This window comes from Mesorhizobium sp. M2A.F.Ca.ET.046.03.2.1 (genome assembly GCF_003952425.1).
Taxonomy (GTDB): Bacteria; Pseudomonadota; Alphaproteobacteria; order Rhizobiales; family Rhizobiaceae; genus Mesorhizobium.
Genome location: NZ_CP034449.1, coordinates 2,895,584 through 2,917,479 on the forward strand (window position 1 = coordinate 2,895,584; position 21,896 = coordinate 2,917,479).

The window sequence follows — 21,896 nt, forward strand, 5'->3', positions numbered from 1 at the left end:
GGGCGTGAAACTAGATTTTCGGCGCACCCGTATCTCCTCACGTTCCCAAGAATGGGAAAAACAACCCGAGGAGACTGACACAATGCGTAAACTCGCCACGCTTTTGCTCGCCTCTACGCTCGGCCTTTCCGCGCTCGGCGCCGCTGCCTATGCCAATCCGATGGTCGGCGGCGCGCCGATGTACGCCAAGAAGAACATCATCGAGAACGCCGTCAATTCGAAGGACCACACCACGCTGGTCGCCGCCGTCAAGGCTGCCGGCCTGGTCGACACGCTGCAGGGCGCCGGTCCGTTCACCGTCTTCGCGCCGACCAACGAAGCCTTCGCGGCGCTGCCCGCCGGCACGGTCGACACGCTGCTCAAGCCCGAGAACAAGGACAAGTTGACCAAGGTGCTGACCTGCCATGTCGTCGCCGCCAAGGCCTTGGCCGCCGACGTGGCCAAGATGGCGAAGGCCGATGGCGGCGCCCACCAGGTCAAGACCGTCGGCGGCTGCGAGCTGACGCTGAAAGCCGAGAAGGGCAAGGTCACCGTCACCGACGAGAACGGCAATGTCGCCCACGTCACCATCGCCGATGTCCGCCAGTCGAACGGCGTCATCCACGTCATCGACAAGGTTCTCTTGCCGAAGATGTAACGAAGCGGGCCTGGCCGGCGAAGACATGGCTGAGCGCCGGCCGCGACATCCAAGATCCGCGCCGCCGGCAAGGGTGTGCTCCGCGCCGTCCCGCAAGGGCGGCGCGGAACTGCATCACCAAGACGAACGGATGGGGCGTCACCGGCTTTTGATTTCCGGGCCGGGCTCTATCTTGGCAAAATGCGTCAGGAGGAACGGCCATGAACCGTCGCGATTTTCTCTGGAGCGGGGCGGCCGCCACCGCTCTCATCGTCGGATCCGCAGCGATGCTGCGCGCCGGCGGACCGAAACCCGATCTCGCCGCCGAAACGTTCGAGGTCACCAAGACCGACGCCGAATGGCACGCCATTCTTTCGGACGAGGCTTTCGACGTGCTGCGCAAGCAGGGCACGGAATATCCCGGCACCAGTCCGCTGCTCAACGAGCATCGCAAGGGTATCTTCGCCTGCGCCGGCTGTGACCTGCCGGTCTATTCGTCGGAGACGAAATTCGATTCCGGCACCGGCTGGCCGAGCTTCTGGCAGGAGATCGCCAACTCCATCGGCAAGACCGTGGACAATTCACTCGGCATGACGCGCACCGAGGTGCATTGCCGCCGCTGCGGCGGTCATCTCGGCCATGTCTTCGACGATGGCCCGGCGCCCACAGGCCTGCGCCATTGCATCAACGGCGTGGCGCTGAGCTTCAAGCCGGCCGCGGCTTGAGCGGTCCCCCGGCGCCAACACAGCTCAATCGCATAGGGTAGCGCCGCCCCCTCATCCGGCCGCTTCGCGGCCACCTTCTCCCCCAGGGGAGAAGAGATTGGCGCCGGCGCCGACAGTCTCCTCTCCCCTCGGGGGTCCGAAGGACGGGCGAGATCCGTGGCTCGCCCCGGAATGGTCAGCCGAGTGAAGCGGAGGCTGGGTGAGGGGGAGCGCCCTATGCGATTTCTCCAAAAGAATGACCCCGGAAATCGTCGCCGATTTCCGGGGTCACATGTTGAGGAGACCAGGCGGGGGTTCCGGCTCCTCAATGGCCTCCGCCGCCACCGCCGCCCTGCTGGGCCGGCTTGTTGATGAACAGCACGAAGAATCCAAGCGAGGCGAACAGCACGGTCAGCATCATGAACACGTCCATGAAGGACAAGAGCGCCGCCTGCTGGTGCACCATGCCCGACAGTTTCGACATCGCCGCGCTGCCCGCGTCGAGGCCCGCGGTCTGCTCGAAGTTCAGCGTCATGTTCTGCAGCTTGGTCTGTGCGGCCTGGCTGCCCCACTGCACATGCTCGGCAAGCCGCGCATAGTGGAAAGCGTTGCGGTCGATCAGCACCGTGTTGATCAGCGCGAGGCCCACGGCACCGCCGAGATTGCGGGTCAGGTTGAATAGGCCGGACGCATTCTTCAGCCGTTCCGGCGGCAAAGTGCCGAGCGCGATGTTGTTGATCGGCACCATGCACAGCATCATCGAGCAGCCGCGCAGGATCTGCGGGATCAAGAGTTCGTAGAAATCCCAGTCGGCGGTGAGATGCGTCATCCACCAGGTGCCGGTGGCGAAGCCGGCGAAGCCGATCATCATCATCAGCCTGAGATCGATCTTGTTCGACAGGATGCCGGCGACCGGCGCGGTGAAGAACATCGCCAGGCCGCTGACGAACAGCGCCTCGCCGATCATCATCGAATCGTAGCCGCGGATGCGTCCCAGGAACACCGGATAGAGGTAGGTGAGCCCGTAAAGGCCGATGCCGACGACGAAGGAGAACAGCGAACCGAAGGCGAAGTTGATGTTGCTGAAGGCCCTCAGGTCGACGATCGGCTCCTCGGCGGTGAAGACGCGCCAGAAGAAGATGACGCCGCCTATGGTCATGATGATGGCGCAGGCAAACACGGCCGGCTCCTGCAGCCAGTCATGGTTCGGGCCTTCCTCCAGCACATATTCCATGCAGCCGAGGAAGGCGGCCATGCCGGCCAGGCCCCACCAGTCGAACTTGGAGAACAGCTTCAGGTTGGGCTTGTCGAAATCGATCAGCGCCCAGGCGGCAGTCGCCACCAAAATGCCGGGCACGACATTGATCAGGAACAGCCAGTGCCAGGACATGGCATGGCTGATATAGCCGCCGACCGTCGGGCCGATCGTCGGCGCCAGCGTCGCCACCAGGCCGATCATCGGCGAGACGACGGCGCGCTTGGAAGGCGGGAAGATGGTGAAGGCGGCTGCGAACACGCTGGGGATCATGCCGCCGCCGATGAAACCCTGGATGGCGCGGTAGACGATCATCTGGTCGATATTGGTGGCCGTCGCTGCCAGCGCGCTGGCAGCGGTGAAGCCGGCGGCCGCGGCGGTAAACAGCACGCGCGTCGACAGCATGCGGCTGAGGAAGCCCGACAGCGGGATCATCACCACCTCGGCGATCAGATAGGCGGTCTGCACCCACGGGATCTCATCGGAGCTGGCGCTGAGCCCGGCCTGGATTTCCGACAGCGATGCCGAGACGATTTGGATGTCGAGGATCGCCATGAACATGCCGAACACCATCGCCAGGAAGGCGATGACGCGGCGCACCGGCATATGGTCCGCGGGCAGGGCCGGCGCGGCGGCTGCCGGACGTGCGGGCATTGATCCTGCGGTGATGGTTGCGGTTGCCATGTCATGGCCTCCTTAAGCAATTCTCGAAGACAAGCGCGTGGCGCTCCGGAATTGCGTCGAAACGGATAAAGCAGGCTGGGCGGCTCGGCGCTCGATTGGCCACCGAACCGCCCCCCAATCAGTTGGTCGTCGGGGCCGGCGCGGTACGGCTGTCGACGGCGACGACGACGCTGAGGCCGGCGCGCAGCTTGCCGGTCTTCAAGACGTCGGCCGGCACGTCGATGCGCACGGGCACGCGCTGCACCACTTTGGTGAAGTTGCCGGTGGCGTTTTCCGGCGGCAACAGCGAGAACACCGCGCCCGAAGCCGGCGCCAGCGAGGAGACCGTGCCTTCGAAGCTCTGGCCGTCGATCGCGTCGACGGTGATGCGGACCTTCTCGCCGGGCACCATGCGGCCGAGCTGCGTCTCCTTGAAGTTGCCGACGATGTAGAGCTTGTCCATCGGCACGACGACGGCAAGCTTCTGGCCGGGGCTGACGAGGTCGCCCTGCTCGACCGAGCGGTTGCCGACGACGCCGTCATAGGGCGCCTTCAGCACGGTGAAGGAGAGGTCGCGCTGGGCCTTGTCGCGGGTGAGCTGCAGCGAGGCGAGCGTCGAGGCCGATTCCGCGCGCTGGGCTTTCAGAACGCCGATATTGGCCTGCGCCGCGGCGATCTGCGCATCGGCGCCGACAAGCGCCGCCTTGGCCTGGTCGAGCGCGGTCTGGGCGTCGTCGAGCTGCGCCTGCGTGCCGACATGGGTCTTGAGCAGTTGCGCGGCGCGCACCTGGGCGCGGCCGGCATTGTCGGCGGCGGCCTGGTCGGCGACCTTCTGCGCCTCGGCCTGCGACAGCGAGGCCTGCGCGGCCTTGGTCTGCGCGTCGATGCGGTCGAGCGTCTTCGCCAGCGTGGCGATCTGCGCTTCGGCCTGGGCGACGGCTATTCTGTAGTCGCCATTGTCGATGACGAACAGCGGATCGCCGGCCTTGACCTGCTGGTTCTCGCTCACCAGCACCTTGTCGATATAACCGGAGATTTTCGGCGACACGAACGACATGTCGGCCTGGACATAGGCGTCGTCGGTGGAGATCATGAACCGGCCGTCGGTCCAGTAGTTATAGCCATAGTAGGAACCGGCGCCGAGCAGGGCGAGGCCGATGACCGGCAAAAGGAAAGAGCGCACCGAACGCTTCTTCTTGGCGGGTGCTTCACCCGCGGGCGCGGCAACCGGGGCGGCGGGCTGGACAGGGATTTCCGGAGCCTCGGTCGACGGTTGGACCTTGGCGTTGGGAAACGTGCGGACTTCGGCGGTGGCGGGCGCGTTGGAGGACATGGGTATCTCTCTGGATGTCAGTCATACTGAACCGTTCGGTTCGAATTGGTGATTGACATAGCGCGGAAAGAGGACCATATCAAGAGGAAATCGAACCGAGTGGTTCGAAATATTTTCAAGGAATGACTTCCATGGTCGACACGACAGCCGATAGCGATCTGCTCGACTTACGCAAGGGCCGGCCGGCAGCCGGGCAGGACCCAGTCAAGCGCGCCCAGATCATCGAAGGCGCCCGCCGCGTCTTCATAGACAAAGGCTTCGAGGCCGCCTCGATGAACGACATCACGCGCGAGGCCGGCGTCTCCAAGGGCACGATCTACGTCTATTTCGAAAACAAGGAAGAGCTGTTCGAGGCTCTCATCGAGGAAGAACGCGGCACCATCTTCAAGAACTTGTATGAGGTGCTCGATCATTTCGAGGACCTGCGCAAGACGCTGGTGAAGTTCGGCATGGCGCTTTCGATCAAGATCACTTCGGCCAAGGTCATCCAGGCCCAGCGCACCGTCGTCGGCGCCGCCGACCGGATTCCCGAGCTCGGCGCGCGTTTCTACGAGCGCGGCCCGAAGCGGGGCCATGACAAGGTCATGGCTTTCCTCAATGAAGCCATTGAACGCGGCCTGCTCAAGATCGACGATGTCGACGTTGCCGCCTATCAGTTCACCGAGCTTTGCCTCGCCGGCCTGTTTCGCCAGTGCATCTTTTCCTACCGCACCAAGGCGCCGACCCAGGCCGAGATCGAGCGTATCGTGAAATCCGGCGTCGACGTCTTCCTCAAGGCCTACGGCACGGAAAAATTCCTCGCCGAGGAAAAGGCGCTGCAATCGGCCTGACCACTCCGGGCATGTGAATCCCAAAGCGTGCGAAGCAAGGCTGGGAGGCCTCGCCGTGTCTTGTGACGCTCGTCGCGATCGTCCCCCCGACCCCTCTGAAAATATTGGTAGGCATCCCTCCGGCACGCGCATTCGGAAGGACCTGTTAACCATCGCTTCCTATGTCTCGGGGGACGTTCAATCGGCGAGTCTCGAGTATGACATCCATGCGCTTTCCCCGTGCCAATCTTTCCGGCGCTTCCGCTTATCAGGGCGACGACGATCACGGCGCGGACGGGCGCCGGAGCGGGGTTCCGCAGACGCAAACTGGGCAGGTGGTCGCGTTGCGCGTCGCGCCGGCGAGCGAATCGGACGATGGCGAGTTCAGCCGCCCGGCTTGGCAGGACTATTTTTTCCTTGCGCCCAATGTGCGGTTCACCCGCACACCGGACACCGATCTCGCCCGGCGAGCCGCCCCGCAGGAAGATGCCGCGCCGGCCAGGACACCGGCCCGCGAGCCCGTCCGGCCTGCACCGCCGGCTCCGCCGCCAGCCAATTCAGTTCGGACGATTCCTGCGGCTCGAGCCGCGGCGCCGGCGCAAGCGAAACCGGTCATCGCGCCTTCCGCCGCCACGCCCGTCGCTCCCGCTGCGCCGCTCCAGCCCACCGCCGCTCCGGCACAAAAGCCGCGCCCGAGCGGACTGCGCTGGTCCTATCTTTCCGATCACGCCTTCTTCGAATTCGGCATGCCCTTCCTCGCCGAGCGCCTGGCGCGGACGCGCCTGAATGAAGCGGGCCAGGCCTCCGCAGTGCCAGTGTCGCCGCCCGTCAGGCCGATGCCGGCGCCGGCGGCGCGACCGATGCCGCCTCGCGCCGCCTTCATGGGCGAGGCGACATCACTCTATCGGGTCATCGAGTGGCGCTCCAACGCGGCGGATATAAGCCCTGCTCCGGCGCCGACGCCGTCCCAAGTGGCCGCCCAGCCGATACCTGCCGAGGCCATCACGACTCCGGCACCGGCAAGCGCAAGGATGGCGAGGCAGGCACCCTCCTTGCCCATTGCCGGCGAGGTCGTGCCGTTGCCGGCTTCCGTCGGCTATGAGCTTCCCTCCGAGGAGCTCCTGCAGATGCCGCCGGAAGGCCAGGGCTTCTACATGTCGCAGGAGCGCATGGAGCAGAATGCCGATCTGCTCGAGAGCGTGCTGGAGGATTTCGGCGTCAAAGGCGAGATCATCCATGTCCGGCCGGGTCCGGTCGTCACACTCTATGAGTTCGAGCCGGCGCCGGGCGTGAAATCCAGCCGCGTCATCGGCCTTGCCGACGACATCGCCCGCTCGATGTCGGCGATCTCGGCGCGCGTCGCCGTGGTGCCGGGCCGCAATGTGATCGGCATCGAATTGCCCAATGAGACGCGCGAAACGGTCTATTTCCGCGAGCTGATCGGATCGGCCGGTTTCCGCAACACCTCCTGCAAGCTGGCGCTCGGCCTCGGCAAGACGATCGGCGGCGAACCGGTCATCGCAGAGCTCGCCAAGATGCCGCATCTGTTGGTGGCGGGCACCACCGGTTCCGGCAAGTCGGTCGCCATCAACACCATGATCCTGTCGCTACTCTACCGAATGAAGCCGGAGGAATGCCGCCTCATCATGGTCGATCCCAAGATGCTGGAACTCTCCGTCTATGACGGCATCCCGCACCTTCTGACGCCGGTCGTCACCGATCCCAAGAAGGCGGTCACGGCGCTCAAATGGGCGGTGCGCGAGATGGAGGACCGCTACCGCAAGATGGCGCGCCTCGGCGTGCGCAACATCGACGGCTACAACCAGCGCGCGGCAAGCGCCCGCGACAAGGGCGAGGTCGTGACCATGCGGGTGCAGACAGGTTTCGAGAAGGGCACCGGCGAGCCGCTGTTCGAGGAACGCGTGATCGACCTCGCGCCGATGCCCTATATCGTCATCATCGTCGACGAGATGGCCGACCTGATGATGGTGGCCGGCAAGGAGATCGAAGGCGCCATCCAGCGACTGGCGCAGATGGCGCGCGCCGCGGGCATCCACCTGATCATGGCTACGCAGCGCCCCTCGGTCGACGTCATCACCGGCACGATCAAGGCCAATTTCCCCACCCGCATCTCCTTCCAGGTTACGTCCAAGATCGACAGCCGCACGATCCTGGGCGAGCAGGGCGCCGAACAGCTGCTCGGCCAGGGCGACATGCTGCACATGGCCGGCGGCGGACGCATTTCGCGCGTGCACGGTCCTTTCGTTTCCGATCTCGAGGTCGAGCATGTCGTGGCGCATCTGAAAGCGCAGGGGCGTCCTGAATATCTCGACACCGTCACCGCCGACGAAGAGGAGGCTGAAGAGGCGGCCGATGCCGGCCCGGTCTTCGACAAGAGCGCGATCGCCGAGGAGGATGGCGATGCGCTCTTTGAGGAAGCGGTCAAGGTGGTCAAGCGCGACAAGAAATGCTCGACCTCCTACATCCAGCGGCGCCTCGGCGTCGGCTACAACCGCGCCGCCTCGCTGGTCGAGCGCATGGAGAAGGAAGGTCTGGTCGGCGCCCCCAACCATGTCGGCAAGCGCGAGATCCTCACCGGCCGGCGCGATCGCGAGCCCGAACGCGAAGAGACGGAGTGATTCGCGGCTGATCGGCCTCAGGCGGACGGCGTCAGCCGCCGTTCGCCACCAGCACGATCGCGGCGCGCAACTCGTCGAGACCCGAGGCTTTTTCCGATGATGTCGCCAGGACCACGGGAAAAGCGGCCGGCCGCTTCTTGATCTTGGCCAGCGTCTCCTCGATCAGCCTCGGCACGCCGGCGGCCTTGATCTTGTCGGTCTTGGTCAGCACCACCTGGTAGGACACTGCCGCCTTGTCGAGCAGGGTCAGCACTTCCTCGTCCTTGGCCTTGATGCCGTGGCGCGCGTCGATCAGCACATAGACGCGCTTCAGCGTCACGCGGCCCTGCAGATATTCATAGATGAGCTTCGTCCACTCATCGACCTTGTCCTTCGGCGCGCTGGCATAGCCGTAGCCGGGCATGTCGACCAGCGCCATCGGCGGCAGGTCGGCGCCTTCGCCGGAGAACCCGTCCGGCACGAAATAGTTGAGCTCCTGCGTGCGCCCCGCCGTGTTCGAGGTGCGCGCCAGGCCCTTGTGTCCGACCAGCGCGTTGATCAGCGACGACTTGCCGACATTGGAGCGGCCGGCGAAGGCGATCTCCGGCGGGCCTTCCGGCGGCAGGAACTTCATCGATGGCACGCCGCGGATGAAGATCCAGCCGCGGGTGAACAGCTCCGGATCAACCGCCATCTTGTCGCTTTTCGTGTCGGGTGCGCTCAAGCCGCTGCCTCCAGTCTTGCAATGTCGACGCCGCGGATAGCGTTGAGATTGCGGCTGATCTTGTCGACCGGCCAGTCCCACCAGGCCGCCTTCAAAAGCCGCCGCACCGTGAATTCGTCGAAGCGCATCTTCACTGTCCTTGCCGGATTGCCGGCGACGATCGCATAAGGCGCCACGTCGTGTGTGACAACCGATTTCGCCGCAACGATGGCGCCATTGCCGATCCTGACGCCCGGCATGGTCACCGCATCCATGCCGATCCACACGTCATTTTCGACGTTCGTGTCGCCGCGGATCTCCTTCGACCAGGTCTCAGGATCGAACCCTTCCTCCCAGCCGTGGCCGAAGATGTTGAACGGATAGGTCGAGAAGCCGGACATGGCATGGTTGGCGCCGTTCATGATGAAGCGCGCGCCTTCCGCGATGGCGCAGAACTTGCCGATCACCAGCCGGTCACCGATGAAGTCATAGTGGTGCAGCACGCATTTCTGGGCGAATTTGTCGGGACCATCGGGATCGTCATAGTAGGTGAAGTCGCCGATCTCGATGTTGGGCGACGTCACCAGCCCCTTCAGGAAGCCGACGCGCGGATACGTCGCGATCGGATGCTTGATGTTGGGATTGGGTCCGGTCATCGCGGTCCCTCCGTGGCTAGAGCAATTCCAGGAAAAGTGTGAGCGGTTTTTCCGTCCGGAATTGCGTAAAAACAGAAAGACAATGCGTTCCGGCGCGGTCAACGTCCGATCAAACTAACGTGATCCGGCCCCGGCACAACTGTTCAATGATTGCCGCGGCAGATCACGATCGGGTTGGAAAGGGCGCTGTCGAATCCGCTGCCCTGATAGACCTGGACGTTCGACGCGCCGGGCGGCAGCGAGAAGCTGCCTTCGACGATTTTCTGGTCGCTGGTCATCGTGTGCAGTGCCCAGCTGAAGGTGCAGAATTGCGGCGGCGCCTTGGGTTGCACGTGGCTGCAGTTGAGCTGCGCGCCGCCCAGCATCGCCGCCCCGCCGCAGCTCACCGCGTCCTTCGCGGCGGCCGGAAAAGCGTATCCCATGAGCAGCGCCAGCATGGTGATCTTGAGCCGGTTCATTGTCTTGTCCTTGCCGAAAACCCAAGCCGAGCGGGCCGGGTTCTGGCCTATGCGATATTTTTAGCAAGCGCCTTAGTCGGTCTTGCGCTCGGCGTCCAGCGGGATTATGTGCATGATGATAATAAGCATGCTCACGAAAGTTTGTCCGCCGGCCCCGAAGTTCTCCCATGCCCTCCTCGCCCAATATCAGCTTCGTGCTGCACGATGTCGCGCGCCTGCTCAGGAAGTGGTTCGAGCAGCGCTCGCGCGCCTTTGGGCTGACCCGCGCGCAATGGCAGGTGCTGGCCTTTCTTTCGGTGCATGAGGGCATCCACCAGAACAAGCTGGCCGACCTCATCGAGATCATGCCGATCACGCTCGCAAGGTTGCTCGACAAGATGGAAGCGCGCGGCTTCATCGAGCGCCGGCCCGATCCTGCCGACCGCCGGGCGTGGCTCCTCTATCTGACCCCGCAGGCGCATCCATTGATTGAGGTGATGCGCAGCAACGGCCGGAAAACGCGTGACGAAGCCTTCGCCGGCCTGTCCGCGGACGCGCAGCAGCAACTGCTGCAAACCCTTTGCCTGATCAAATCCAATCTGCTCGAGGCCTGCACCCAGCCGGCCGTCGACCGGGAGAAAGTCCATGTCTGAAGGAACCTCACCCAGAAAGCCCGCCGACGGAGAAAATGCCGGCGAAAGAGCAAGCGACCAGGTCATTCGCCTGGACAGCCAGCGCGAGCAAAGGCGCGGCAATAATCCGCCTGTCGTCGAAGACGATGAGCTGGAAGCGCCCGTGGCGCCGGAGCCGGCGACGCTGGAGGCGCCTTCGGCGCAGCCGAAGCCGGCTTCCGTCACCGTAACTCCGCCCGCTCCCGCCAAGCCGCGCCGCGGCCTCACCCGGCCGATCCTGTTCGCGCTGCTGCCCGTCGCTCTGGTGGCCGGCGGCTACTACTATGTCGTCGGCGGCCAGATCATGACCACCGACAACGCCTATATCCAGGCGCAGTCGCTCGGCGTGTCGACCGACGTCTCCGGCACCGTCGACGAGATCGATGTGCACGACAACCAGGCGGTGAAGAAGGGCGACGTGCTCTTCCGGCTGCGGCCCGCCTCCTTCGAGACCGCGCTCGCCGGCGCCAAGGCGCAGCTCGGCACGGTGCGCAACCAGGTGCTGACGCTGCAGGCAAGCTACCAGCAGTCGCTGGCCTCGATCGACCAGGCCGAGGCCGACATTCCCTATTACGAGTCCGCCTTCCAGCGTCAGCAGGATCTGCTCAAGACCTCGACCGCCTCCAAGGCGACATTCGACAGCGCCCAGCACGATCTGATCGCGGCCCGCCAGAAGGTGACCGTCGCCAAGGCGCAGGCGCAGGCAATGCTCGCCCAGCTCGGCGGCGACGCCAGCCAGCCGGTCGAGCAGAACCCGTTCTACCTGCAGGCCCAGTCGGCGGTGGACGACGCGCAGCGCAACCTCAACGATTCCGTCGTCAAGGCGCCGTTCGACGGCATCGTCACCAATGTCGACGCCTTGCAGGTCGGCAAATACCTGCCGGCCTCGCAGCCGGCCTTCAGCCTGGTGTCGTCGACCGACATCTGGATCGCCGCCGAGCCGAAGGAAACCGAGCTCACCTATGTGCGGCCGGGACAGAAGGCGACGATCAGCATCGACGGCTATCCGGGCGATGTCTGGCACGGCACCGTCGGCTCGATCAGCCCTGCATCGTCGTCCAGCTTCTCGCTGCTGCCGGCGCAGAACACCTCGGGCAACTGGGTCAAGGTCGTGCAGCGCATTCCGATGCGCGTGACGATCGACGATCCGGACGGCAAGCCGCCGCTGCGCGGCGGCATGAGCGCGGTGGTCGACATCGGCACCGGCCATGCCCGCGGCCTGCCCGATTTCATCGCCAACCTCCTCAAGCAATCCGGACCAAAGTCATGACAACGGCTTCCGCGACAGGCGCGCCCGTGGTCGCCAATCGCGGCGCCATCACCGCCTGCGTCATCCTGGCGGTCATCATGCAGGCGCTGGACACCACCATCGCCAATGTCGCGCTGCCCTATATCCAGGGCAGCGTTTCGGCCAGCGCCGACCAGATCAACTGGGTGCTCACCTCCTATATCGTGGCCGCCGCGGTGATGACGCCGCCGTCCGGCTATCTCGCCAATCGCTTCGGCCGCAAGCGCATCCTTCTGGTGGCGATCACCGGCTTCGTCGTCGCTTCCGTGTTGTGCGGTTTCTCGCAGTCGCTGCCGCAGATCGTCGGCTTCCGCCTGCTGCAAGGCCTGTTCGGCGCGGCGCTCGTGCCGCTGTCGCAGTCGATCCTGCTCGACATCTACAGCGTCGAGGAGCGCGGCTCGGCCATGGCGCTGTTCGGCGTCTCGGTCATGGTCGGCCCGGTGCTGGGGCCGGTCATCGGCGGCTGGCTGACCGAGAACGTCTCCTGGCGCTGGGTGTTCTACATCAACGTGCCGGTCGGCGCGCTGGCCTTTATCGGCGTCTCCATGTTCGTCCAGGAAACCAAGCTCGACCTCAAGGCCAGGCTGGATTGGCTGGGCTTCGGCATGCTCAGCCTCGCCATCGCCTCGCTGCAGATGTTCCTCGACCGTGGCGAGCAGCTCAACTGGTTCTCCTCGGCCGAGATCATTGTCGAGGCGCTGGTCTGCGCGTCGGCCTTCTACATCTTCATCGTCCACACCTTCACCGCGCGCGACACTTTCGTGAACCCGCGGCTGTTCCTCGACCGCAACTTCGCCGTCGGCATGATCTTCATCTTCATCATCGGCATCACCTATCTCGCCTCGCTGGCCCTGATGACGCCCTATCTGCAGACGCTGATGGGCTACCCGGTGGTGACGGCCGGCATCGTCATGGGGCCGCGCGGCCTCGGCACCATGGCCTGCATGTTCCTGGTCGGCCGGCTGGTCGGCAAGGTCGACACGCGCTGGCTGCTGTTCATCGGCCTCGCCATCACCGCCTGGGCGATGTACGACATGACCGGCTGGACGCCGGACGTCTCGCAATGGACGATCATCAGCACCGGCTTCATCCAGGGCGCCGGGCTGGGCTTCCTGTTCGTGCCGCTCACCACCATCACCTTCGCCACGCTGGCGCCGGAGCGACGGGCGGAAGGCACCGGCCTCTACAACCTGTCGCGCAACATCGGTTCCAGCGTGGGCATCTCGGTGGTCTCGGCGCTGTTGACGCAGAACCAGCAGATCAACCACGCCAACATCGCCACCTATGTGACGCCCTACAATCCGGCCTTCGGCGATGCGGCGGTCTCGCAGGCGCTGAGCCCTTACACCGCCGCCGGCCGCGCCGCGCTCGACGGCCACGTCACGCTGCAGGCGACGATCATCTCCTATGTCGACGACTTCAAGCTGATGATGATCCTGTCCTTGGCCGCGATCCCGCTGGTGCTTCTGCTGCGCAAGCCCGGCGCCCCGGCCAAGGTCGATCACAGCGCGGTCATGGAATAAAGGACCGGGATCCCGCCGCCCGCGGGACCCCGGGTCTGCCGGACCAGCCTCCCAAACACCGGCGTCGCTGCGCCGGAAGCCGCCCGGCCCTTTTTGGGGAGGACGGGAATCATACGAAGCGGGGGCGGGCGGAGTTTCACCAGCCTCGGACAATTTGCCGAAAATCATTCTGGTGTATCGAGGTCACGTATGGGTTTATCGGCGAAGGCCAACGCAATGCCGTCATCCCCGCGCTTGTCCCGAGCATCCGCCGCCGCATGCGGAGGATGTAGCGCGTCCAGTTCAGAGAGGCCGGTAGATCCTCTGGACAAGCCCGAGGATGACGGCGATCAAGGCATGCCGGTTATCTGAACTCCAAAAGCCATCGCGATCGCCTTGCCCCAAAATGCCGCCGACGTTGGTGATTGACCGAAAACCTCCGTGACGTCGTCATCCTCGGGCCTGACCCGAGGATCCATTCCGTGACCTTTGCGGCAGAGTGTGAGGGTGCAGAATTCTGTAACCGTTACAACGCCTTAGCGTGATAGTAAGGGTCTGCGCGCGTCGCTCCGGGATGTAAAGCCACGGCCAATCGCGAATGTTGGCGCAGTCCCGTTGGCATCTCCAACGAAAAACCCCGGCCAATGGCCGGGGTTCGCTTTGTAAGGTCGGGTGCCTTCTATTCCGCCGGCGATGGTTTCTTGCGGAACATCGCCGCCAGATTGTCCCACAATTCGATCTTGGCACCCTGGCGCTTCATGATCACGCCCTGCTGCAGGATCGACAGCGTGTTGTTCCAGGCCCAGTAGATGACGAGGCCTGCCGGGAACGAGCCCATCATGAAGGTGAAGATCACCGGCATCCAGGTGAAGATCGCCGCCTGCGTCGGGTCCGGCGGCGCCGGGTTCATGCGCATCTGCAGGAACATGGTGATGCCCATCACCACCGCCCAGGCGCCCATATGCGGCAGGAAGGCGGGCGCCGCGAAGGGCAGCAGGCCGAACAGGTTGAAGATCGACGTCGGATCGGGCGCCGCAAGGTCGTGGATCCAGCCGAAGAAGGGCGCGTGCCGCATCTCGATGGTGATGTAGAGCACCTTGTAGAGCGAGAAGAAGACCGGGATCTGCAGCGCCACCGGCCAGCAGCCGGCCAGCGGATTGATCTTCTCGGTCTTGTACAGCTCCATCATCGCCTGCTGCTGCTTCATCTTGTCGTCCGCGTATTTCTCGCGGATCTCGACCATCTTCGGCTGCACCTTCTTCATGTTCGCCATTGAGGCGTAGGACTTGTTGGCCAGGGGGAAGAAGATCGCCTTGACGACGACGGTGGTGGCGAGGATCGCCAGGCCGAAATTGCCGAAGAATTTGTAGAGCGTGTCGATGAGCCAGAACATCGGCTTGGTGATGAAATAGAACCATCCCCAGTCGATCAGCAGGTCGAACTGGCGGATGTGCCGGTCCTTTTCATAGGCGTTGATGGTCGAGACTTCCTTCGCGCCGGCGAAGATTTCGGACTCGATCGTCGTCGACTGTCCCGGCGCGACGCTGATCGCGTCGGACAGAAAGTCTGACTGATAGCTGTGGCTGTGCGGCCCGTCCTTGAATTCGAAATAGGAGAATTTCGGCTGGAAGGGCTGCTTCTCCGTCGGCACAAGCGTCACGGCCCAGTATTTGTCGGTGATGCCGAGCCAGCCATCGGTCGATTTGCCTGGCTTGACTTCCTTGTCCTTCTCGATGGCCGCGTATTTGTACTCCGTAAGCCCTTCGCTGCCGGTCACGCCGATCAGACCTTCATGCAGCACATAGGTGCTGGCGACGGCCGGTTTGTCGAAACGGGTGACGCGCCCGTAATTGTAGAGCGAGACGGCGGCCGTTCCCGAATTCTGCACCGTGTCGGAAACGGTGAACATATATTCGTTGTCGATAGAGATGGTGCGCTTGAACGTCAGGCCCTTGTCGTTGGTGAAGGTCAGCGTCACCGGCGTCGAGGGCGTCAGCGTCGGATTGCCTTCGACGCTCCACACCGTATCCGCGCCCGGTACAGCGCCGGTCGCATCGTTGCCGACGAAGCCGATCTCGGCGAAATAGCCGTTGGGCAGCGACGACGGGTTGAGCAGCTCGATCTCGGGCGAATTCTTGTCGACCGTCTCGGTATAGTGCTTGAGCTTCAGGTCATCCAGGCGCGCGCCGGTCAGGTTGATCGAGCCTTCGAGGCTTTGCGTGTCGATCTTGACGCGCTTGGTGGCGGCAATGGCCTGGTCGCGGCTGGCGGCGGTCACCGCTTCACCGCCGGGTGCGCCGGGAACGCTGCCGGCCGCCGGGGCCGACGTTCCGGTCGCGCCGGAATTGGCGCCGCCGCCCGCTTCCTTCTTCTGCGCCTCGACGCGCTGCTGCTCGATGCGGGCCTGCTCGCGCTGCTGCTCCATCTTGGGGTTCATGTAGAACACCTGCCAGAGCGTCAGGATCAACACCGACAGCGCGATGGTGATGAAGAAATTGCGGTTGTTTTCCATCGAAAGCCCTTGGCCTATCGTGCGCCGCGTAGCCGGCGGGAAAGCTCGGCCTTCAACTGGCCGAACGGAGTGGCGAGCACGTCTTCACGCCCGACGATGACATAATCATTGCCGGGCGCCATGTCATCGGCGGCGTGAACGCGCACGGCTTCCCTCAGCCGCCGCCGGACGCGGTTGCGCACCACGGCGTTGCCGACCTTCTTGGTGACGGTGTAGCCGACACGCGGCGCAAGGTCGTCGCCGCGGTCGAGAACTTCAACGAGAAAAAGCCGTCCGCGGCGTTTCTCGCCGCCGCGCACAGCCAGGAAGTCCGCGCGTTTCAGAAGCCGCCCGGGAGTTTTCCCCTTTGGCTTGCCGGTTGCGGGCAACGATCTCGTCTTTCGTTCAGGCGCTGAGCCGCTTGCGGCCGCGATTACGGCGGGCAGCAACGACGCCACGGCCACCCTTGGTGGCCATGCGGGCACGGAAACCATGCCGGCGCTTCCGGACGAGCTTGGACGGTTGGTATGTACGCTTCATTTGTTTTAATACCGCGGGGTGCGGCCCTTCTTGATTCTGTCACTCTGTAACAGGAGCTTTGCCGGGCCGGCTTAGGCGCGATCGAAACCGCGCCGGGACGAATGGCCCGAGCGTGAGCGGGCTTATAGAAAGAAGGTTTTTGGAAGTCAATCCGCCCGCCGCGAGGCAATTTTTTGCGGGGTGACGATGAAATTGGCAAAAAAGCCGCAAATCGCATAATCTTGCCCGATCAAGCCTTTGTGAATGCGCGTCAATGACGAGTGAAACTCTGTCCACGAACGAGAAGGCAACCCCGGCGGCAAACCCGACGCGCCGGGTGCCGCTGTCGCGCGGCCTGTCGACAAAGCTTCTTCTGCTCACCATCGCGTTCGTGCTTTTGGCCGAAATCCTGATCTTCCTGCCCTGGATCGCCAGCTACCGGGTGAACTGGCTGAAGGAGCGGTTGAGCACCGCCGCCGCCGTGTCGATCGTTTTGTTGCAGGGCGAGCCCAACGCGCTGTCGCACAATGCCCAGAACGATGTGCTGATGGCGATCGGCGCCAAGGCGATCGCCGTGCGCGACGGCGGCGTGTCGCGGCTGCTCGTCGTTTCCGACATGCCGCCGCAGGTCGACGAGCATATCGACATCGCCAATGTCGGCCTGGTCAACGGCATGACCGGCGCGCTCGACACTTTGTTCTTCGGCGGCAAGCGCATGCTGCGCGTCTTCGGCCCGGTCGGCGACAGCGACAAGGAATTCGAGCTGATCATGCCGGATTACCGTCTGCGCGACGCTATGCTCAGATACTCGCGCAATGTCGCCGTCGTCTCGCTGCTCATCTCGCTGTTCACCGCAATGCTCGTCTATGCGGCGATCGACCTGATCATGATCGGGCCGATCCGCACCATGACGCGCTCGATCCTGTCCTTCTCCGAGGCGCCAGACGATCCCGGGCGCATAATCTGTCCGACCGAGCGCGCCGACGAGATCGGCGTGGCCGAGCGCGAGCTGGCGCAGATGCAGGACCGGCTGCAGAAGATGCTTTCCGAACAGAAGCATCTCGCCGACCTCGGCCTCGCCGTCTCCAAGATCAATCACGACATGCGCAACATCCTGGCTTCCGCGCAGCTGATGTCCGACCGCCTGCGCCAGGTGAAGGATCCGACTGTGCAATCCTTCGCGCCGAAACTTGTGCGCGCGCTCGACCGCGCCGTTGCCTATTCGGAGGGCGTGCTCGCCTATGGCCGCACGCAGGAGCCGGCGCCGTCACGCCGACGCCTCAGGTTGCGCCAGTTGGTCGACGACGTGCACGGCCTGCTCGACATCGAGACAGGCATCGAGTTCATCAACGCCGTCGAGCATGCCTTCGAGGTGGACGCCGATTCCGACCATCTCTTCCGCGTGCTCACCAATCTGTGCCGCAACTCCATTCAGGCGATGGCCGCCGATACGGAGAGGACGGTTGTGCGCCGGCTGGCGGTGGCGGCCGAGCGTCACGGCAGCGTCAGCCGCATCACCGTCACCGACACCGGCCCCGGCCTGCCCCCCAAGGCGCGCGAGAACCTGTTCGCCGCCTTCCGGGGCTCGGCGCGCAGCGGCGGCACCGGCCTCGGCCTGGCGATCGCGCACGAATTGATCCGCGCCCATGGCGGCTCGGTCGAGCTTGTCGAATCGATCGGCGGCCGCACCGTCTTCGCCGTCACCATCCCCGACCAGCCGGTCCGGCTCGACCAAGCGCGCAACGGCTTGCGCCGCCCCGCTTGAGGTGTACCGATATTCAGGTGATGCCGGCCTGCAAATGACAGCTTCCTGCGCTTCCGGTGCTCACGTACTTTAAGTACGCTCCGCTCCGGTTCTCGGAATCCACCATTTTCGTCTCGGCCTGACCTGAATCTCGGCACACCTCCACATCGGGGAACCGCCTGCGACAAAACTTTTGCCGGATCGGCTTGCAATTCTCAAATTCAGTCGTTAGGGAACACTCCACATCGCGGCCGGCCGTCTCGACCGGAACGCGAGGCTTGTGTCACACACGGCCTGTTGCGCGCCCGTAGCTCAGCTGGATAGAGCACCAGACTACGAATCTGGGGGTCAGGAGTTCGAATCTCTTCGGGCGCGCCATTTCCGCTGCCATCGCCGAAATTTACCGCTGGTAGCCGCCGGGACCACGCTCGCTCAATCGCGAATGATCGCGCAGCTTTCATCCTTCGCCCAATCGGCGAAGCTGAGGTAATAGGCGCGAACATCGCGATAGCCGGCCCGGGCCGCTGCGGCGGCAGCGAGAGCGGCGCGGCCGCCGCCGTCGCAATGGGTGACAATATGGTCGCCGGATTGGAAACCAGCCTGCGCGAGAAGATCGTGCAATTCCGCCGCCGGCATCAGGCGCGAGCCGTCAAGCAGGTTCGCGTGCGGCAGCAGCCTTGCGCCGGGCAGATGGCCGCCGCGCGCATTGCGGCGCAGGTCTTCGCCTGTGTATTCACCAGCGGTGCGGGCATCGAAGATGCGCACATCACCGTCGAGTTCAGCCTTCAAGGTCTGCCGATCGACGAGACCGACAGGACCCGCGCCGGGCCTGGCTCGAAAGACAGCCGAGGCGCCGGCTGCCTGGGCCGCCCCCGGCAGGTCGTCGTGTCGTTCGACCGCCGGCCATCCACCGTTCAGGATGAACGCCTTCGCTCCGAAATACTGCAAGATGAACCAGACCCGCGCGGCCTCGGTCATTCGCCCGTCATCATAGACGATGGCCGGCACTTCCCCATCGACACCGAGTTCGCCAATGGCGCGCTCCCAATAAGCGACGTTCTCGAACGACGTCTCTCCGGCTTTTGCTGCAGCCTCCCACACCTCGATCGGAACGCGGACGGCATTGGGCGCGTGGCCCAAGGAGAAGGCAGCCTGATCGCGCACGTCGAGCAGGCGGAAAGTGGGCAACGTGCTCAGAGCGGACTGTTCGACGACGGGGTCATGGGGCATGGGGGACCTTTCTTTCACCACGGCTTCCCGGCCAGGCTGAAAGCGCGATATCGACCAGACGTCTCAACCTTTCGGTACAGGCGCCGTCACAGGCTTGCACCGACATTCCTTGCACGAAAGCTCCGTAGAAGCGTGCAAGCGAATCCGTGTCGGTGCCGGTGGCAAGTTCCCCTTCGACGACCGCCCTGTCGAAACGTTCGCGTATGGCTTTGATGGCAGCCTCGCGCCTTGCGGTTACGGATTTCGCCACCGTCTCGTTTTCCGCCGCGCATTGAACAACCGCTGTCGAGACGATGCATCCGCGCGGATCGTCGGGACGCGAGATGCCGGTCGCGACGTCGTGCAGGTAGAAGGACAAAGCCTCATAAGCGCTCATATCGCTCCGTAGCGCGTCCATCCGGGCCTTGCTCTCCCGCTCGGTGGCACGGTCGAGCGCCTGCCTGTACAGCTCCTCCTTGGAGCCGAACGTCGCATAGAGCGACGGCGGGGTCACGCCCATGGCCGCCGTCAAGTCGGCGATCGATGTTCCTTCATAGCCGTGTTCCCAGAACAGCCGCGCCGCGACATCAAGCCCGACATTACGATCCAGGGTCCTCGGCCTGCCCCGTTTTTTTGGAGGCTCGGTCATTTATATATCGATCCCTATAAAATCTGTTGACAACCATCGACCGGGATTAATATATCGATCGCTATTAAAAATCGCAACGGAGTTGCAAATGTCCGGACGCCTCTCGAACAAGGTCGCACTCGTAACCGGCGGGTCGCGCGGTATCGGGCGAGCAGTGGCGCTCGCCTTCGCCAGGGAAGGCGCTGCGCTCATCGGCGTGCACTACGCCAGCAACAAGGAAGCCGCGGACGCTACGGTGCGGGATATCGAGGCACTGGGGACGCGAGCTGTCGCCATCGGCGCGGATTTGCGCGACGCCAAGGCGGCTGCCGACAGCATTGCCGGAGAGTTTAGGGCCGCGGCGCTGGCCGCGACTGGCAAAGCCGGCCTCGACATCCTCGTCAACAATGCGGGCATCGCGGTGGCAACGCCGTTGGCGCAGACCAGCGAGACCACATTCGATGACCTCATGACCATCAACTTCAAGGCGCCGTTCTTCCTGATCCAGGCGCTGGCCAATGACATCCGGGACGACGGACGCATCATCAACATTTCCACCGGCTTCACGCGCATCGCAGCGCCGACCCACCCCGCCTATGCGGCGTCAAAGGGAGCTCTCGAAACACTGACGCTGGCGCTCGCTCCCGATTTCGCAAGCCGCGGCATAACCGTCAATTCGGTCATGCCCGGCGTCACCGACACCGACATGAACGCGGACTGGCTTGCGACGGATGCCCGTGCGGGCGCGGAAGCATTGTCGGTGTTTTCACGTGTCGGCCAGCCCGCCGACGTGGCAGACGTGATCACCTTCGTCGCGTCAAACGACGCGCGGTGGACGACGGGGCAGTCCATCGACGCCACAGGCGGCGCTCGGATCTAGCCGCCCTGGGGAGCGTCATGCTGGTGGTCCTGCGCCTGCTGCGCCTGCTCGACGATCCGGCGGCGCTGCCCCGCTTGCCGAGCAGGAAATTCTCTATCGCCTGCTTGCCGGCCCGGACGGCGCCAGGATGCGCCACATCACCTCCAGCCAGGGTCGGGTGGCTCAGGTCGGCCGCGCCATCGCCTGGATCGGGCAGAACTTCCGGGAGCGATTCAGCATCGAGCAGCTTGCCGCGGAGGTGGGCATGAGTCGAGCCTGCACGAGCATTTTCGCGCGGTGACGGCGATGACGCCGCTGCAATTCCAAAAACAGCTCAGGCTGCAGGACGCGCGCAGCCTGATGCTGGTCCAGGACATCGATGCGACGACCGCCGCCTTCCGCGTGGGGTACGAAAGCCCGTCGCAGTTCAGCCGCGAATATCGCCGTCATTTTGGCGAACCGCCGGCGCGCGACATAGCCCGCTTGCGCGCCTCACCGGGCTTGGCGGTGGTCGCTTGAGTTTCGCCTTGCCGGGGCGCGTTCATGCAGCACCAACCAATTGCAAAATAAAATCAGTTGGCCTAGCCTGAACCGATTGCACAACGCAATCGGATCGCGCGAATGCCATGTGAGGAACAGGCAATGGCCAAGCTCGTCTTCGGAATGAACCAGTCGCTGGACGGCTATGTCGATCACACGGCGTTCGGGCCAAGCCCCACGCTCTTCCGCCACTTCATCGAGGAGGCCGAGCGGCAGTCGGGCAGCATCTACGGTCGCCGCATGTATGAGGTCATGCGCTACTGGGACGAGGAGCATCCTGAATGGGATGCCGATCGCCTTGCCTACGCGGCGGCGTGGCGGCGCCAGCCGAAATGGGTCGTCTCGCGCTCGTTGCAGTCGGTCGGCCCCAACGCCAGCCTCGTCGGGGATGACCTTGAGGGCGAGATGCGCAAGCTGAAGGCCGAGTACGACGGCGAGATCGAAGTCGCCGGCCCGGACTTGGCGCGAAGCCTCACCGAACTGGGCTTGATCGATGAGTATCGGATCTACCTGCACCCGGTCGTGCTCGGCCGCGGCAAGCCTTATTTCGCCGGACCCCGGCCGCCGCTTCGCCTGATGGCGCATGACCGGATCGGCGAGGATGTGATCAGGTTGACCTACGCTCCAGCATGATCTCGCGACGGTCTCCCG

Annotated in this window: 20 protein-coding genes, 1 tRNA gene and 1 pseudogene; 12 read left to right on the forward strand and 10 right to left on the reverse strand. The window is 64.1% G+C overall.

Annotation, left to right across the window (positions count from 1 at the left end; genetic code table 11):
- The first annotated feature begins 82 nt into the window (after positions 1-82).
- Both EJ072_RS13800 and msrB read left to right on the forward strand, forming a co-directional pair.
- Complete coding sequence (locus EJ072_RS13800) at positions 83-637, forward strand: fasciclin domain-containing protein (RefSeq protein ID WP_126080179.1); 555 nt, start codon at positions 83-85, stop codon at positions 635-637.
- A 200-nt stretch (positions 638-837) separates the two neighbouring features.
- Positions 838-1,341, forward strand: coding sequence for a peptide-methionine (R)-S-oxide reductase MsrB (gene msrB / locus EJ072_RS13805; RefSeq protein WP_126080180.1), 504 nt, complete (start codon positions 838-840; stop codon positions 1,339-1,341).
- Between the two features lie 304 nt (positions 1,342-1,645).
- On the opposite strand, the gene EJ072_RS13810 is transcribed toward msrB, so the two are convergent.
- A complete protein-coding gene (locus tag EJ072_RS13810) occupies positions 1,646-3,229 on the reverse strand; it encodes a DHA2 family efflux MFS transporter permease subunit (protein WP_245467362.1) in 1,584 nt (527 codons plus the stop codon).
- A 148-nt stretch (positions 3,230-3,377) separates the two neighbouring features.
- Entirely contained in the window at positions 3,378-4,571 is a 1,194-nt protein-coding gene (locus tag EJ072_RS13815) for an HlyD family secretion protein (protein ID WP_126080182.1), read from the reverse strand.
- 131 nt (positions 4,572-4,702) lie between these two features.
- Between EJ072_RS13815 and EJ072_RS13820 the strand changes: the two genes are divergently transcribed.
- Complete coding sequence (locus EJ072_RS13820; protein ID WP_189343303.1) at positions 4,703-5,401, forward strand: TetR/AcrR family transcriptional regulator; 699 nt, start codon at positions 4,703-4,705, stop codon at positions 5,399-5,401.
- Positions 5,402-5,598: 197 nt separating this feature from the next.
- On the forward strand, positions 5,599-8,019 hold the full coding sequence (locus tag EJ072_RS13825) for a DNA translocase FtsK (RefSeq protein WP_126080184.1): 2,421 nt from the start codon (positions 5,599-5,601) through the stop codon (positions 8,017-8,019).
- Between the two features lie 31 nt (positions 8,020-8,050).
- Here EJ072_RS13825 and yihA read toward each other — a convergent pair whose 3' ends face one another.
- From yihA to EJ072_RS13840, 3 genes are all read right to left on the reverse strand, one after another.
- Positions 8,051-8,692 (reverse strand): ribosome biogenesis GTP-binding protein YihA/YsxC, encoded by a 642-nt coding sequence (gene yihA, locus EJ072_RS13830; protein WP_126083623.1) that lies wholly within the window; start codon positions 8,690-8,692, stop codon positions 8,051-8,053.
- 26 nt (positions 8,693-8,718) lie between these two features.
- Positions 8,719-9,357 carry a CatB-related O-acetyltransferase gene (locus EJ072_RS13835; protein WP_126080185.1) on the reverse strand — a complete coding sequence of 213 codons (639 nt, stop codon included), beginning with the start codon at positions 9,355-9,357 and terminating at the stop codon, positions 8,719-8,721.
- A gap of 143 nt (positions 9,358-9,500) precedes the next feature.
- Positions 9,501-9,815 carry a hypothetical protein gene (locus tag EJ072_RS13840; protein WP_126080186.1) on the reverse strand — a complete coding sequence of 105 codons (315 nt, stop codon included), beginning with the start codon at positions 9,813-9,815 and terminating at the stop codon, positions 9,501-9,503.
- A 167-nt stretch (positions 9,816-9,982) separates the two neighbouring features.
- Here EJ072_RS13840 and EJ072_RS13845 point away from each other — a divergent pair, with 167 nt between their 5' ends.
- Genes EJ072_RS13845 through EJ072_RS13855 form a run of 3 tightly spaced genes read left to right on the forward strand, consistent with a single transcriptional unit; the run spans position 9,983 to position 13,276 of the window.
- The gene (locus EJ072_RS13845) at positions 9,983-10,447 is read left to right on the forward strand and encodes a MarR family transcriptional regulator (protein ID WP_126080187.1); all 465 of its coding nucleotides are present in this window, start codon (positions 9,983-9,985) and stop codon (positions 10,445-10,447) included.
- Positions 10,440-11,735, forward strand: a complete 1,296-nt coding sequence (locus EJ072_RS13850) for an HlyD family secretion protein (RefSeq protein ID WP_126080188.1) — start codon at positions 10,440-10,442, stop codon at positions 11,733-11,735. Before EJ072_RS13845 ends, EJ072_RS13850 begins: the two co-directional genes overlap by 8 nt.
- On the forward strand, positions 11,732-13,276 hold the full coding sequence (locus EJ072_RS13855; protein ID WP_126080189.1) for a DHA2 family efflux MFS transporter permease subunit: 1,545 nt from the start codon (positions 11,732-11,734) through the stop codon (positions 13,274-13,276). Before EJ072_RS13850 ends, EJ072_RS13855 begins: the two co-directional genes overlap by 4 nt.
- 658 nt (positions 13,277-13,934) lie before the next feature.
- Here the strand turns inward: EJ072_RS13855 and yidC are convergent.
- Genes yidC through rpmH form a run of 3 tightly spaced genes read right to left on the reverse strand, consistent with a single transcriptional unit; the run spans position 13,935 to position 16,286 of the window.
- The gene (gene yidC / locus EJ072_RS13860; RefSeq protein ID WP_126080190.1) at positions 13,935-15,767 is read right to left on the reverse strand and encodes a membrane protein insertase YidC; all 1,833 of its coding nucleotides are present in this window, start codon (positions 15,765-15,767) and stop codon (positions 13,935-13,937) included.
- Positions 15,768-15,781: 14 nt separating this feature from the next.
- On the reverse strand, positions 15,782-16,135 hold the full coding sequence (gene rnpA, locus EJ072_RS13865) for a ribonuclease P protein component (protein WP_112128961.1): 354 nt from the start codon (positions 16,133-16,135) through the stop codon (positions 15,782-15,784).
- A gap of 16 nt (positions 16,136-16,151) precedes the next feature.
- Positions 16,152-16,286 carry a 50S ribosomal protein L34 gene (rpmH, locus tag EJ072_RS13870; protein ID WP_008833937.1) on the reverse strand — a complete coding sequence of 45 codons (135 nt, stop codon included), beginning with the start codon at positions 16,284-16,286 and terminating at the stop codon, positions 16,152-16,154.
- 253 nt (positions 16,287-16,539) lie between these two features.
- Between rpmH and EJ072_RS13875 the strand changes: the two genes are divergently transcribed.
- Entirely contained in the window at positions 16,540-18,030 is a 1,491-nt protein-coding gene (locus EJ072_RS13875; protein ID WP_126080191.1) for a HAMP domain-containing sensor histidine kinase, read from the forward strand.
- Positions 18,031-18,310: 280 nt separating this feature from the next.
- A tRNA-Arg gene (locus EJ072_RS13880) sits at positions 18,311-18,387 on the forward strand.
- Positions 18,388-18,441: 54 nt separating this feature from the next.
- Here EJ072_RS13880 and EJ072_RS13885 read toward each other — a convergent pair.
- A complete protein-coding gene (locus EJ072_RS13885) occupies positions 18,442-19,239 on the reverse strand; it encodes a rhodanese-like domain-containing protein (RefSeq protein ID WP_126080192.1) in 798 nt (265 codons plus the stop codon).
- Positions 19,229-19,867 (reverse strand): TetR/AcrR family transcriptional regulator, encoded by a 639-nt coding sequence (locus EJ072_RS13890; RefSeq protein WP_126080193.1) that lies wholly within the window; start codon positions 19,865-19,867, stop codon positions 19,229-19,231. Before EJ072_RS13890 ends, EJ072_RS13885 begins: the two co-directional genes overlap by 11 nt.
- 88 nt (positions 19,868-19,955) lie before the next feature.
- Here EJ072_RS13890 and EJ072_RS13895 point away from each other — a divergent pair, with 88 nt between their 5' ends.
- The 3 genes and pseudogenes from EJ072_RS13895 to EJ072_RS13905 all read left to right on the forward strand — a co-directional run bounded on the left by EJ072_RS13895 (position 19,956) and on the right by EJ072_RS13905 (position 21,878).
- The gene (locus EJ072_RS13895) at positions 19,956-20,726 is read left to right on the forward strand and encodes an SDR family NAD(P)-dependent oxidoreductase (RefSeq protein WP_126080194.1); all 771 of its coding nucleotides are present in this window, start codon (positions 19,956-19,958) and stop codon (positions 20,724-20,726) included.
- A gap of 29 nt (positions 20,727-20,755) precedes the next feature.
- Positions 20,756-21,224, forward strand: a pseudogene (locus tag EJ072_RS13900) (helix-turn-helix domain-containing protein); the annotation flags it as partial.
- Between the two features lie 123 nt (positions 21,225-21,347).
- A complete protein-coding gene (locus EJ072_RS13905; protein WP_126080195.1) occupies positions 21,348-21,878 on the forward strand; it encodes a dihydrofolate reductase family protein in 531 nt (176 codons plus the stop codon).
- Positions 21,879-21,896: the final 18 nt, after the last annotated feature.